The 12,713-nt window shown below is 70.3% G+C and carries 11 protein-coding genes; 5 read left to right on the top strand and 6 right to left on the bottom strand.

The window, feature by feature from the left end; all coding sequences use genetic code 11:
• Positions 1-36: 36 nt before the first annotated feature.
• Together CCR97_RS31165 and CCR97_RS31160 are read right to left on the bottom strand one after the other, a co-directional pair.
• On the bottom strand, positions 37-1,626 hold the full coding sequence (locus CCR97_RS31165; RefSeq protein ID WP_201160230.1) for a gamma-glutamyltransferase family protein: 1,590 nt from the start codon (positions 1,624-1,626) through the stop codon (positions 37-39).
• 168 nt (positions 1,627-1,794) lie between these two features.
• The gene (locus CCR97_RS31160; RefSeq protein ID WP_111359027.1) at positions 1,795-3,870 is read right to left on the bottom strand and encodes a M3 family metallopeptidase; all 2,076 of its coding nucleotides are present in this window, start codon (positions 3,868-3,870) and stop codon (positions 1,795-1,797) included.
• A 117-nt stretch (positions 3,871-3,987) separates the two neighbouring features.
• Between CCR97_RS31160 and CCR97_RS31155 the strand changes: the two genes are divergently transcribed.
• From CCR97_RS31155 to CCR97_RS31135, 5 genes are all read left to right on the top strand, one after another.
• A complete protein-coding gene (locus CCR97_RS31155; protein WP_146618852.1) occupies positions 3,988-4,185 on the top strand; it encodes a hypothetical protein in 198 nt (65 codons plus the stop codon).
• A 77-nt stretch (positions 4,186-4,262) separates the two neighbouring features.
• The gene (locus tag CCR97_RS31150; RefSeq protein ID WP_420826116.1) at positions 4,263-4,523 is read left to right on the top strand and encodes a hypothetical protein; all 261 of its coding nucleotides are present in this window, start codon (positions 4,263-4,265) and stop codon (positions 4,521-4,523) included.
• Between the two features lie 611 nt (positions 4,524-5,134).
• Positions 5,135-6,265, top strand: coding sequence for a type III PLP-dependent enzyme (locus CCR97_RS31145; protein ID WP_111359025.1), 1,131 nt, complete (start codon positions 5,135-5,137; stop codon positions 6,263-6,265).
• A 174-nt stretch (positions 6,266-6,439) separates the two neighbouring features.
• Entirely contained in the window at positions 6,440-7,024 is a 585-nt protein-coding gene (locus CCR97_RS31140) for a GNAT family N-acetyltransferase (RefSeq protein WP_111359024.1), read from the top strand.
• Between the two features lie 130 nt (positions 7,025-7,154).
• Positions 7,155-8,585 (top strand): homospermidine synthase, encoded by a 1,431-nt coding sequence (locus CCR97_RS31135; protein WP_111359445.1) that lies wholly within the window; start codon positions 7,155-7,157, stop codon positions 8,583-8,585.
• 186 nt (positions 8,586-8,771) lie between these two features.
• Here CCR97_RS31135 and CCR97_RS31130 read toward each other — a convergent pair whose 3' ends face one another.
• The 4 genes from CCR97_RS31130 to CCR97_RS31115 all read right to left on the bottom strand — a co-directional run.
• A complete protein-coding gene (locus tag CCR97_RS31130) occupies positions 8,772-9,950 on the bottom strand; it encodes an ABC transporter permease (RefSeq protein WP_111359444.1) in 1,179 nt (392 codons plus the stop codon).
• A 1-nt stretch (position 9,951) separates the two neighbouring features.
• The gene (locus CCR97_RS31125; protein WP_111359443.1) at positions 9,952-11,112 is read right to left on the bottom strand and encodes an ABC transporter permease; all 1,161 of its coding nucleotides are present in this window, start codon (positions 11,110-11,112) and stop codon (positions 9,952-9,954) included.
• On the bottom strand, positions 11,109-11,804 hold the full coding sequence (locus CCR97_RS31120) for an ABC transporter ATP-binding protein (RefSeq protein WP_111359442.1): 696 nt from the start codon (positions 11,802-11,804) through the stop codon (positions 11,109-11,111). Before CCR97_RS31120 ends, CCR97_RS31125 begins: the two co-directional genes overlap by 4 nt.
• A gap of 35 nt (positions 11,805-11,839) precedes the next feature.
• Positions 11,840-12,713 (bottom strand): efflux RND transporter periplasmic adaptor subunit (locus CCR97_RS31115; RefSeq protein WP_201160229.1); only part of this gene is annotated, 874 nt, incomplete at its 5' end.

Raw genomic sequence — 12,713 nt, 5'->3', positions numbered from 1 at the left:
GGGTGGGGGAAAGCGGCGGGGAAGAGCGCGACTTTCTCACAACCCGGCGGCGCCGCCGTCGGCGCGCGGGTCGTGGCCGCCCTCGATCGTGCCATCGGGATGCATCACCACGGCGCCGGCATGGCCCATCGTGACCGAATAGGGCTCCGGCACCAGCTCCACCTCGTGGCCGGCGGAGAGCAGCTGATCGACCAGCCGATCCGGAAACCGCGGCTCGAGGCGAAGGTTGTCGCGGGCCGCGCCCCAGGTGCGGCCGAGCAGCCAGCGCGGCGCGTCGAGCGCCTCGGCGAGCCCTTGGCCGAAGAGCACATGGCGGCTGAACACCGCGGCCTGGGTCTGCGGCTGGCCGTCGCCCCCCATGGTGCCGTAGGCCATCACCCGGCCGTCCTTGAGGACCGCCAGCGCCGGGTTGAGGGTGTGGAACGGTTTTCGCCCGGGGGCGAGCGCCCGCAGCGCCTTCGGGTCGAGCGAGAAGCTGGCGCCGCGGTTCTGCATCAGCACGCCGGTCCGCGGCAGCACGCAGCCGGAGCCGAACTCCCAGTAGATCGACTGGATGTAGGAGACGACGAGGCCGCTGGCGTCCGCCGCCCCCATCCAGACCGTGTCGCCCTTGTCGCCCTTGTGCGGCCACGGCGCGGCGCGGCGCATGTCGATCCTCGCCACCTCGGCGTCGAGCCGCTTCGGGTCGAGCAGCGTGTCGAGCGGCACCGGCAGCCGGTCCGGGTCGGTGACGACGCGGTCGCGGATGATGAAGGCGCGCTTGGTCGCCTCGACCAGGCCGTGGACATGGTCGAAGCCCTCGGCCTGCGCCACGCGCAGCCGATCGAACAGCGCCATGATGATCAGCGACGCCAGCCCCTGCGTCGGCGGCGGCGCGTTGTGGACGGTGCCGACCGAGATCCGGGTCGACAGCGGCGCCGTCGCATAGGCGCGCTGTGCCGCGAGATCGGCGCGCGTCACCGGGCTGCCGATGCGGTCGAGATCGGCGGCGATCTCGCGGCCGACATCGCCGCGATAGAAGTCGTCGAGACCCGCCTGGGCGAGATGGTCGAGGGTCGCGGCGAGCGCGGTCTGGCGCATCGTCGCGCCGGTCTCCGGCGGCTTGCCGTCGGCCAGAAACACCTCGGCGAAGCCGGGGGCCTTCGTGAGGTCGGCCAGATGCGTCGTCGTGAGGGCGTGCTGGCTCGCGCTGATGACGTAGCCGTCGCGGGCCGCCGCGATGGCCGGACCGAGCAGGACGCCGAGCGGCGTCTTTCCGCCCAGAGCCTTCGCGGCGTCGAGCGCCAGCGCCCAGCCCGACACGGCGCCCGGCACGGTCAGGGCCGCGAGCGGCCCGCGGGTCGGGATCACCTCGTGCTCGCGATAGAGCTCGATCCGGGCATTGGCGCCGGCCGGTCCCGGCGCCATCAGGGCGCGGACCTTTCCGCCGGGCTCGTGGACGAGCCAGAACCCGTCGCCGCCCACATGGGTCATGTGCGGATAGACGGCGGCGATCATGGCCGCCATGGCGACCATGGCCTCCAGGGCGTTGCCGCCCTCGGCCAGCACGGCGCGTCCCGCCTCGGCGGCGGCATGATGAGGAGCGGCGGCGACGCCGCGGCGATGTCCGGCGGTGTGGAGGGTCATGCGGGCTCGGGCATGCGATCGGGTCGTCACCGGCGACGCGTGACGACCGAAGCTGGAGGACATTCGGGCCCCCGTTCGTCCCCGCGCAGGCGGGGACCCAGGGGCGACGAGGCGAAGCAATACTGGATTCCCGCTTGCGCGGGAATGAGCGGAGCTCTTGGCCGGCGCCTACGCCGCCGCCTCGACCAGCCCGCGCTTCTTCAGGAGGGCGTCGGCTTCGGGCAGGCGGCCCCGGAAGGCGACGTAGGCGTCGGCCGGGTCGCGGGCGCCGCCGGCGGCGTAGACGAAGTCCTTCAGCCGCTTGGCGACGGCCGGGTCGAACACGTCGCCGGTCTCCTCGAAGGCCGCGAAGGCGTCGGCGTCGAGCACCTCGGACCACATGTAGCTGTAGTAGGCCGCGGCGTAGCCGCCGCCCGAGAACACATGGGTGAAGTGCGGCGTCCGGTGCCGCATGACGATCTCGTCGGGCATGCCGATGCGGGCGAGGGAGTCGCGCTCGAACGCCTTCGGGTCGATATCGGCGGCTGCTTCCGGCGACAGCACGTGCAGGTCGAGATCGACCAGTGCGGACGCGACATACTCCACCGTCGCAAACCCCTGCCCGAACGTGCGGGCGCGGGCGAGGCGCTCGATCAGCGCGTCCGGCATCGGCTCGCCCGTGACGGCGTGGCGGGCGAAGCGCTTCAGCACCGTCTCGTGCTGCATCCAGTGCTCGTAGAGCTGCGAGGGCAGCTCGACGAAGTCGGTGGCGACGCTGGTGCCCGAGATGGTCGGATAGGTCACGTCGGAGAGGAGGCCGTGCAGGGCGTGGCCGAACTCGTGGAAGAGCGTGCGGGCGTCGTCGAAGGAGAGGAGCGCCGGCTCGCCCGCCGCCGGCTTGGCGAAGTTCATCACGTTGACGATCAGCGGCAGGACCGGGCCGTCGAGCGTCTCCTGCTTGCGCAGCGACGTCATCCAGGCGCCGGAGCGCTTGCTGCTGCGGGCGAAATAGTCGCCGAAGAACAGGCCGACCGTCGCCCCGCCCGGCCCCGTCACCTCCCACACCCGCACGTCGGGGTGCCACACCGGTACGTCCTTGCGCTCGGCGAAGCCGAGCCCGAACAGCCTGCCGGCGGTATCGAAGGCGGCGGCGATCATCTGTTCCAGCGGCAGATAGGGGCGCACCTCCTCCTCGTCGATGCCGTAGCGCGCCTTGCGCAGCTTCTCGGCATAGAAGCGCCAGTCCCAGGCGGCGAGCGGCGCGTTGCCGCCCTCGGCCCGGACCATCTCCTGCATGGCGTCGCGGTCGGCGAGCGCCCGGGCGCGCGCCGGCGTCCAGACGCGATCGAGCAGCGCCCGCACGGCGTCCGGCGTCTTCGCCATCGCGTCCTCCAGCCGGAACGCCGCGAAGCTGTCGTAGCCGAGGAGCCGCGCCCGCTCGGCGCGCAACCGCACCGTCTCGGCGATCACGGTGGTGTTGTCGGTCGGGCCGCCCGATTCGCCGCGCGCCGCCCAGGCCTTGAAGGCCTGCTCGCGCAGGTCCCGCCGCTCGGCGGACCGCAGAAATCCCTCGACGCTGGAGCGGGCGAGCGTGATCGCATGCTTGCCGGGATGGCCGCGCTCGGCGGCCGCCGCCTTCGCCTCCTCGCGGGCCGAGGCGGAGAGGCCGGCGAGGTCCGCCTCGCTGTCCAGCACCATCACGAAGGACTGCTCGTCGGCCAGCACGTTCTGGCTGAACGTGGTGCCGAGCGTCGCCAGCCGCATCGTGATCTCGGCGAGCCGCGCCTTGGCGGCGGCGTCGAGCCCGGCGCCGGAGCGACGGAACGTGATCCGGTAGCGCTCCAGCACCCGGGCGTCCTCGGGCGCCAGATCCGTGCCGTCGCCGAGCGCGACGATGCGGGCCCACAGCCGGCCGTCGGTGCGGATCGCGTTGGCATGGGCGGCGAGCCGCGGCGACAGGCTGCGCTCGAGCTTCAGAAGTGCGTCGTTGGTGTGCGCCCCGGCGAGCACGTGGAACACGGCCGAGACCTTGCTCAGCGCCCGGCCGCTGCGCTCCAGCGCCGCGACCGTGTTGGCGAAAGTCGGCGACGCGGGATCGGTCGCGATCGCCTCGATCTCGGCCCGGTGGGCGGCGAGCGCGACGTCGAAAGCCGGCTCGAAATGCTCCGGCCGGATGTCGTCGAACGGCGGCGTTTCGAACGGGGTGGTCCAGGCGGTGTCGAAGGGATTACTGCCGGGGGCGCTCGCGGACGATTGAACAGCCATGAATTACCGCCTGGTTTAGGGTTTGCGGACCGGGAGACGGTCGGCACGCGCCGGCCGCCGCGGAGGGCAGCGCCGCCGACGGCGATCCCGGAGCCGCGGCCGACCATCGAGGACCACATGCGCAATATAGTGCTGGGCAGCCTCGCCGCCATCGCTCTCGGATTGCTGATCGTTCCGTCCGCCACGGCGGCGCCCGCCGACGCGGCGGCCGTCCGGTCCGCCGCCCGGTCGGCCTCGATCGTCCACGAGGTGCCGTGCGCGATGCGCCGCGTCTGCAACCGGCGCGGTTGCTGGACCCGCCGCGTCTGCTGGTGACCTGCGGCGGGCGGTCGACTTGACCCGGGCAGGCTTTCGTGGAGAGTCCGCCCGGCCAAGCTCTCGAGGATCCGCCCGTGCTCGACACCATCTCCAAGCCCGCCTCCCGCCGCATCGCCTGGTCGAACGTGACGACCGTCCTCGGCGCCGCGCTGCTGATCGGGGCCGAGGTGTTCGGCGCCGCCTTCGCGGGCGGCTGGGCGGTGGCGAATCTGCTCGGGCTCGGCGACTACGGCGCCTGGGGCCTGCAGGGCCTGCTGATGCTCGCCGGCGTCGCCGTGATGGTGCAGTTCGTGCGCAGCGCCGCCAAGGTCGAGCCGTTCACGACCCGCGGCTGAAGGCCGCGAAGCAGGCCGCCCGCCCCATCGAGACGACTGTCGAATCGGGCCTGTTGCAGCCCGGACACGCTTCGTTAAATCTCGGCGAACTTTCCTGAAAAAATTGTCGGCCGAGCCGCCCTTCCGGGTGCGGATACGTCTTGCACCCCCGGGTCAAATCACTTAAGTGACCCTTGCCCAATTTCGCACGTGCCTGTGGCCGTGTGTCGATCGGTGGGCATCCGGACAAGAGGCCGGACAGCCGCCCGGAGCGAGATCGGTACGATCGCAAGATCGCCGGTTGTTGAAGCTCCGAACACTTGATCGACAGCCGGAGGCGAAACCGGCGCACCCCGTCCTCAGCGGGGGACGCGGCTTAAAGCAACGACGGAGCGGGCTTTTTTGGTCCTGTCGGCCTTCCACAGCCGATCAGGGCGCCGAAGAGGCTTGTTCATCATTGCCGGGCGTGCGGATCGGGGCCTCCCCTTTCCAATCCAAGGCAGCACGGACGGTCGAAGAGCCGTTCTCGATTCACGCGTCCCCATCGCGCGTGGTCGGGAAGGCATCTCCGCCCGCACCCACCATATCGATGGCCTTCGCCGGCCGTCGCGTAGCCTGTTGGGGAGAGCGCCATGACCGAGCGCATCCGCGAGTTTCTGCGCCGTCGCCGCGAGGACGGTCCGTGCCTCGTCGTCGATCTCGACGTCGTGCGCGAGAACTATCTCGCCTTCGCCCACGCCCTGCCGGACACGCGGGTGTTCTACGCCGTGAAGGCGAACCCGGCCCCGGAGGTGCTGTCGCTCCTGGCCTCGCTCGGCTCGTGCTTCGACACGGCTTCGGTCGCCGAGATCGAGATGGCGCTCGCCGCCGGCGCCTCGCCGGACCGGGTGTCGTTCGGCAACACGATCAAGAAGGAGCGTGACATCGCGCGCGCCTACGCGCTCGGCGTCCGCATGTTCGCGGTCGATTGCAAGGCCGAGGTCGAGAAGATCGCCCGCGTCGCGCCCGGCTCGCGCGTCTACTGCCGGTTCCTGTACGACTGCGCCGGCGCCGAGTGGCCGCTGTCGCGGAAGTTCGGCTGCGATCCGGAGATGGCCGTTGACGTGCTCGAGCACGCCCACCGGCTCGGGCTCGAGGCCTACGGCGTGTCGTTCCATGTCGGCTCGCAGCAGCGCAACGTCCGCTCGTGGGACCGCGCGCTGAAGTCGGCCGGGGCGATCTTCCGGGGCTGCGCCGAGCGCGGCATCACGCTCTCGATGGTCAACATGGGCGGCGGCTTCCCCACCAAGTACCTGAAGAAGGTGCCCGTGGTGGAGAGCTACGGCCGGGCGATCTTCCGGGCGCTGTGCAAGCACTTCGGCAACGCGATCCCGGAGACCATCATCGAGCCGGGCCGCGGCATGGTCGGCAATGCCGGCGTGATCGAGGCCGAGGTCGTGCTGGTCTCGACCAAGAGCGAGAAGGACGAGCTGCGCTGGGTCTATCTGGACATCGGCAAGTTCGGCGGTCTCGCCGAGACCATGGACGAGGCGATCCGCTACCCGATCCGCACGCCGCGCGACGGCGACCGCGTGTCGGACTGCGTGCTCGCCGGCCCGACCTGCGATTCGGCCGACGTGATGTACGAGAAGAACCCGTACCCGCTGCCGGTGAGCCTGGAGATCGGCGACAAGCTGCTGATCGAAGGGACCGGGGCGTACACGTCGACCTACTCGGCGGTGGCGTTCAACGGCTTCGCGCCGCTGAAGACGTACCACATCTGAGGGCCCCACCCTCCGAGTCGTCATGCCCGGGCTCGTCCCGGGCATCCACGCGCAACGTCCGTCTCACCCGAAAACGTGGATGGCCGGGACAAGCCCGGCCATGACGGTCTGCGTTTTGCCGATCCCTGCCCGGGACCTTGGCCGGGCGCGCTTTCAGTGGCGGGGGATACTGCCATGATCACGATTCGTCCCGAGCGGCCGGCCGATGCGCCGGCTCGCGAAGCGCTGCTCGACCGGGCGATGGGCCCGTGCCGCTTCACCAAGGGCTCCGAGCGCCTGCGCGCCGGCAACGCACCGGCCGCTGGGCTGGCGCTCGTCGCCGTGACGATCGAGCACGACGGGCGTGAAGACCTCGTCGGCACGGTGCGGCTGTGGCCGGTGGCGGCCGGCGGACGCGACGCCCTGCTGCTCGGCCCGCTCGCCGTCGATCCGGCCCGCCAGGGCGAGGGCACCGGCGCCGCGCTGATGCGGCATGCGCTCGCCGTCGCGGCGCAGCGCGGCCACGCCGCCGTGCTGCTGGTCGGCGACGCGCCCTATTACGCGCGCTTCGGCTTCTCGGCGGCGGCGACCGGCGGCCTGACCATGCCGAACGGCCGCGAGCCGCGGCTGCTCGCCCGCGAGCTCTCTCCCGGCGCGCTCGACGGCGCCGCCGGACCGGTGACGCAGCGGCCCCTGTCCGGGGCCGCGAGGAGGGCGGTTCGCCGCCTCGGCGTGACCAGCCCGGTCGAGGGCGGTGCAGCCCTGCCCCGCGCGGCTTGATCTTTGCCGTCGTTTGTCGTTCACGAGGGCGCGTCATTTTGCGGCGCGCGCCTCACCTCCCCCCGGTCGGGCGGGTGACGCCCGCGCCGCCGTCCCGTCTTCCATCCACGTCTGCTTCGGAGCACCCGCAATGAAAGATTGGCCCGTGCATGCCCGAATCGACGGACCGATCGTCATGATCGGGTTCGGCTCGATCGGGCGCGGAGTCCTGCCGCTGATCGAGCGGCACTTCCAGTTCGACAAGTCGCGCTTCGTGGTGATCGACCCGAGCGACGCCGACCGCCGCCTGCTCGACGAGCGCGGCATCCGCTTCGTCCACGAGGGGATCACCAAGAACAATTACCGCGAGCTGCTGCCCCCGCTGCTGACCAAGGGCGAGGGCCGCGGCTTCTGCGTCAACGTCTCGGTCGACACCTCGTCGGTCGCCATCATGGAGCTCTGCCGGGAGCTCGACTGCTTCTACATCGACACGGTCGCCGAGCCGTGGCCCGGCTTCTATTTCGACAAGTCGGCCAGCACGGCCGACCGCTCGAACTACATGCTGCGCGAGGCCGTGCTGGAGGCGCGCCGCCGCAAGCCCGGCGGCATCACGGCGGTGTCGTGCTGCGGCGCCAATCCCGGCATGGTGTCGTGGTTCGTCAAGCAGGCGCTGCTCGACATCGCCCGCGACACCGGCGTCGAGACGGTCGTCCCGAGCACGCGCGAGGCGTGGGGCAGGCTCGCCCAGAAGCTCGGGGTGAAGGGCATCCACATCGCCGAGCGCGACACGCAGCGCGCCAAGCACCCGAAGCCGCAGAACGTGTTCGTCAACACCTGGTCGGTCGAGGGCTTCCTGTCCGAGGGCATGCAGCCGGCCGAGCTGGGCTTCGGGACTCACGAGACGTGGATACCGGCGAACGGCCGCACCCACGAGGTCGGCTGCGGCGCCGCGATCTATCTGCTGCAGCCCGGCGCCAACACCCGGGTGCGCTCGTGGACGCCGACCGCGCAGGCGCAGTACGGCTTCCTGGTGACGCACAACGAGGCGATCTCGATCGCCGACTATCTGACGGTGCGGGACGGCGGCACCGTCGTCTACCGGCCGACCTGCCACTACGCCTATCACCCGGCGAACGACGCCGTGCTCTCGCTGCACGAATTCTTCGGCGCGGCCGGCAAGCGCCAGGACAAGATCCACATCCTGGACGAGAACGAGATCGTCGACGGGATCGACGAGCTCGGCGTGCTGATCTACGGCCACGCCAAGAACGCCTACTGGTACGGCTCGCAGCTCTCGATCGACGAGACCCGGGAGCTGGCGCCCTATCAGAACGCCACCGGCCTGCAAGTGACGTCCGCCGTACTGGCCGGCATGGTGTGGGCGCTGGAGAACCCGGAGGCCGGCATCGTCGAGGCCGACGACATGGACTTCCGCCGCTGCCTCGAGGTGCAGCGGCCCTATCTCGGCCCGGTGATCGGCACCTACACGGACTGGACGCCGCTGACCGGCCGCCCCGGCCTGTTCCCGGAGGACATCGACGAGTCCGATCCCTGGCAGTTCCGGAACGTGCTGGTGGGGTGAGGCGCGACGGACATTTCCGTCGTCATGGCCGGGCTCGTCCCGGCCATCCACGGCGCGGCGGTTGTTTGATCCGCTCGTCCCCGCGAAGGGGGGGACCCAGGGGCGACACGGCCAGCGGCCCCTGGATTCCCGCCTTCGCGGGAATGAGCGGAGCAAGTGGCGGCGCCTTCGCGCCACTTCGTCGCCCTACCCCTGCAATCCCTGCACGATCGGCATCCTGGCCGCGCGGATCGCCGGCAGCAGGCCGCCGATCAGGCCGACGATGAGGGCGAGCGCGACGCCCTGCCCGATCAGCGCGGGCGTCAGCTCGAAGCTGAACACGATCTGGGTGAAGCTCGCGCCGAGCGTCGCGGCCGAGAAGCCGTCGAAGATCAGAAAGGTCGCGACCGCGCCGATGACGCCGCCGACGCCGGCGAGCAGCAGCGATTCCACCAGCGTGCCGACGAAGGCCGGAAAGCCGCCGAACCCGATGGCGCGCAGCGTCGCGATCTCGACCGAGCGCGAGGCGACCGACGAGTACATGGTGTTGAGCGCACCGGCGAGCGCCCCGAACGCCATCGCGATGGCGAGCGGCCAGCCGAGCTTCTGGATCAGATCGGAGGTCTGCGAGGATTGCTCCGAGAAATAGTCCTTCTCGGACTTCACGTCGAGCTTCAGGCGCGGATCGCCGTCGTTGTAGGCCTTCAGCGCCGCGAGCGCCCCAGGGTCGGTGAGTCGGGCGCGAAGAATCTGGAACGTGTTGGGGCGGTTGAACAGGCTCTGCACGACCGGCAGATCGGCCCAGATCTCCGATTCGAAGACGCTGCCCTCGGCCTCGAACACGCCGACCACGGTCCACTGGCTGGTGCCGAACTTCACGCTGCGGCCGAGCTCGAAGCCGGAGAACTCGCGCAGCAGGCTCTTGCCCACCACCACCTCGTTGCGGCCGGGCTCGAACATGCGGCCTTCGACCAGCCGGATGCCCTTGCGGATCGCCGCGCCGCTCTCGCCGATGCCGCGCAGCGGCAGGTTCGCCTTGGTGCCGGTGGTGCGCTTGATGCCGTCGACGACGAGATACAGCTCGGCCGAGGTGAGCGGCTTGCCCTGCGGATCGCGGGCGATGCCGGGCGCGTCCTCGAGCAGCCGCACCTGGTCGCGGCCGATCACGCTGTTGAGCTCGGCCCGGGCGCCGGCGCGCAGCACGATGGCGATGTCGTCGGCGCCGGAGCTCGCGAGCGTGCGGCGGAAGCCGGCCGACATGGCGAGGAACGACAGGAGCACCATCACGACCAGGGCGACCGCGACCACGGTCGACAGCGACAGCCAGAAGCGCTGCGGGATGCTTCTCAGGTTGATGGCCGTGACGGCGGCGATCTGCTTCAGCATGTCAGCCGCGCCCCATCGCTTCGACGATCTTCAGCTTGAAGGCGTTGAGGGCCGGCACCAGGCCGGTGGCGAGCCCGAGCAGGATCATGAATCCGACCGCGGTCAGCACGATGCCGGGGCTCATCTGCAGGCCGGGCACGAACATGGCGAGCGTGTTGCGCATGGCGAAGGTGAACAGCGTCGCCAGCCCCAGCCCCAGCGTACCGCCGATGAAGGCCAGCAGCAGCGTCTCGCCGAGCACCAGGCGCAGCACGCGGGCGCCCGAGAAGCCGAGCGTCTTGAGCACGGCGATCTCGCGGGTGCGCTCGCGCACCGCCATCACCATGGTGTTGCCGACGATCATCAGGATCGTGACGAAGGCGGCGCCGACCACCAGCGTGACGATCAAGGCGACGTTGCCGAGCTGCGCCACGAAGGCCTTGTTGAAAGCCTTCTCGGTGTCGGTCGCGGTCTCCCAGGACGAGTTGGCGAACATCGCGTCGATGGTCTTGATCACCCGGTCGTTGACGGCCGACGACTCCGTCTTGAGGATCAGCCAGCCGATCGTGTCCTTGCCGAACGAGCGGGTCTCGTCGAAATACGGGTACTGGATGAACATCAGGTTGGAGTCGCCCTGCGGCTTGGCCTTGTCGAAGATGCCGACGATGGAGACGTCCCAGGTGTGCGTGCCGTTCTTCTGCGAGAAGATGCTGGACGAGATCGGGATGCGGTCGCCGACCTTCCAACCCCACTTGTCGGCGAGCGCGCGGCCGACCAGCGCGCCGGTGCGGTTGCGCACGAAGGCCTGCGTCATCTCGGGCCCGAAGGCGAAGTCGCTCGCGCTGATCCGCAGATAGCTCTCGGGCTCGACCGCCATCACGATCACGAAGTTCTTCGGATCCTGGAAGTAGCCGCCGAACCAGTTGGCGAAGGTGACGTCCTTGACGCCCTCGACGGCGGCGATGCGGTTGAAGTAGGCGATCGGCAGCGGCTGGGTGAAGTTGATCTTGTTGACCACCACCAGCCGGTCGGCCTCGGAGACGTCCTCGCCGGCGTTGAAGGCCCGCTCGAACGCCGCCAGCACGCCGAAGATCGCGAAGGCGATCAGGATCGAGACGATCATCAGGATCGCCCGCAACTTCTTGCGGAACAGGTTCTTGCGGATCAGCAGGAAATCGTTCACGCCGCCAGCTCCTTCTCCTCGAAATGCCCCTTGTCGAGGTGGAGGGTGCGTTTGGCGAAGCGCGCCGCGGCGGGATCGTGCGTCACCATCACGATGGTCTTGCCGAGATCGCGGTTGAGGATCGTCAGCATGTTCAGGATCTCGTCGGCCGAGGCGCGGTCGAGGTCGCCGGTCGGCTCGTCGCAGAGCAGGAGCTTCGGATCCGACACGATGGCGCGGGCGATGGCGACGCGCTGCTGCTGGCCGCCCGACATCTCGCGCGGATAGTGCTTCGCCCGGTCGGCCAGATTGACGACGGCGAGCGCCGTCTCGACATGCGTCCTGCGCTCCGCCTTGCTCAGCTTGGTGAGCAGGAGCGGCAGCTCGACGTTCTGGGCGGCCGAGAGCATCGGCATCAGGTTGTAGAACTGGAACACGAAGCCGATCGTCGCGGCGCGCCAGCGCGAGAGCTGGCCTTCCGAGAGCGTGTCGATGCGCGAGCCGGCGACGACCACCTCGCCCGCGTCCGGCCGGTCGATGCCGCCGACCAGGTTGAGCAGCGTCGACTTGCCGGAGCCCGACGGGCCCATCACGGCGACGAAGTCGCCCTCCGGGATCGTCAGGTCGAGCCGGTCGAAGATCGTGATCGCGTCCCGGCCCTTGACGAATCCCTTGCTGACGCCGGCGAGACGAACGAGAGGCATGTCGGACATCGACGCAGTCGCTCCGCTGGGGAATGGATTGGGGGTCACCGCGCCGCGGCGGCGCGCTCCGGCGCGGCCGTGCCGCCGGTCGCGCCGCTCGCCGCCGTGTCGTCCAGGAACGTCACCTTGACGGCCATGTCGGGCAGGATGCGGGGGTCCTTCTCGCGGAAGCCGACCCGCACCTTGACGGTGGCCTTCTCGCGGTTGGCGGTCGGCACGATGGCGATCACATAGGCCGGGATGGTCCAGTCCGGATAGGCGTCGAGCACGGCGTTGACGGGGCCGCCCTTGTGGACGCGGCCGATGAAGGCCTCGTTGACGTCGACCTCGACCTCGAGTGAATCCATGTCGACGATGGTGCAGATGCCGGTGCGGGTGAAGCTGCCGCCGGCCGACATCGGCGAGATCATCTCGCCCGGCTGGGCGCTGCGGTCGACGACGACGCCGCCGAACGGCGCCTTGATGGTGTGCTTCTCCAGGACCTCGCCGGCGCGCCGCGAATCCAGCTTGGCCGCCGCGAGCTGGGCCTTCGCCTGGGCGAGCTGGGCGCGCCACACGTTGACGCGCGCCTCGGTGCGGGTGAGGTCGGCCTCGGTGGCGAAGTTCTTCTGCGACAGGCTGCGGGTGCGCTCCAGGATGCGCTCGGCGTCGCGCAGATCCGCCGAGATCGCCGTCACGGCGGCGTCCGCCGCCTCGACCCTGGCGGTGGCGAGCGCGAAGTCGGTCGCCGCGAGCGTGCTGTCGATCTTGGCGACCGGCTGGCCCGCCTCGACCACCATGCCCTCCTCGACCAGTGTCTCGGTGACCTTGCCGGTGATCTCGGCCGCCACCGTCGCCTTGCGGCGCGCCACCACGTAGCCGGAGGCGGCGAGGCCGGCGGCCCGCGCCCGCGCGGCGGGAGCCGGTGACGGCGCTTGG

The organism is Rhodoplanes elegans, assembly GCF_016653355.1.
Lineage (GTDB): Bacteria > Pseudomonadota > Alphaproteobacteria > Rhizobiales > Xanthobacteraceae > Rhodoplanes > Rhodoplanes elegans.
This window is presented reverse-complemented; position numbering and strand designations above follow the sequence as displayed.

What these genes read in the sequence shown, in the direction of transcription:
- CCR97_RS31165 (WP_201160230.1), bottom strand. Translation starts at nt 1,626, where the DNA reads ATGACCCTCCACACCGCCGGACATCGCCGCGGCGTCGCCGCCGCTCCT.
- CCR97_RS31160 (WP_111359027.1), bottom strand. Translation starts at nt 3,870, where the DNA reads ATGGCTGTTCAATCGTCCGCGAGCGCCCCCGGCAGTAATCCCTTCGAC.
- CCR97_RS31155 (WP_146618852.1), top strand. Translation starts at nt 3,988, where the DNA reads ATGCGCAATATAGTGCTGGGCAGCCTCGCCGCCATCGCTCTCGGATTG.
- CCR97_RS31145 (WP_111359025.1), top strand. Translation starts at nt 5,135, where the DNA reads ATGACCGAGCGCATCCGCGAGTTTCTGCGCCGTCGCCGCGAGGACGGT.
- CCR97_RS31140 (WP_111359024.1), top strand. Translation starts at nt 6,440, where the DNA reads ATGATCACGATTCGTCCCGAGCGGCCGGCCGATGCGCCGGCTCGCGAA.
- CCR97_RS31135 (WP_111359445.1), top strand. Translation starts at nt 7,155, where the DNA reads ATGAAAGATTGGCCCGTGCATGCCCGAATCGACGGACCGATCGTCATG.
- CCR97_RS31130 (WP_111359444.1), bottom strand. Translation starts at nt 9,950, where the DNA reads ATGCTGAAGCAGATCGCCGCCGTCACGGCCATCAACCTGAGAAGCATC.
- CCR97_RS31120 (WP_111359442.1), bottom strand. Translation starts at nt 11,804, where the DNA reads ATGTCCGACATGCCTCTCGTTCGTCTCGCCGGCGTCAGCAAGGGATTC.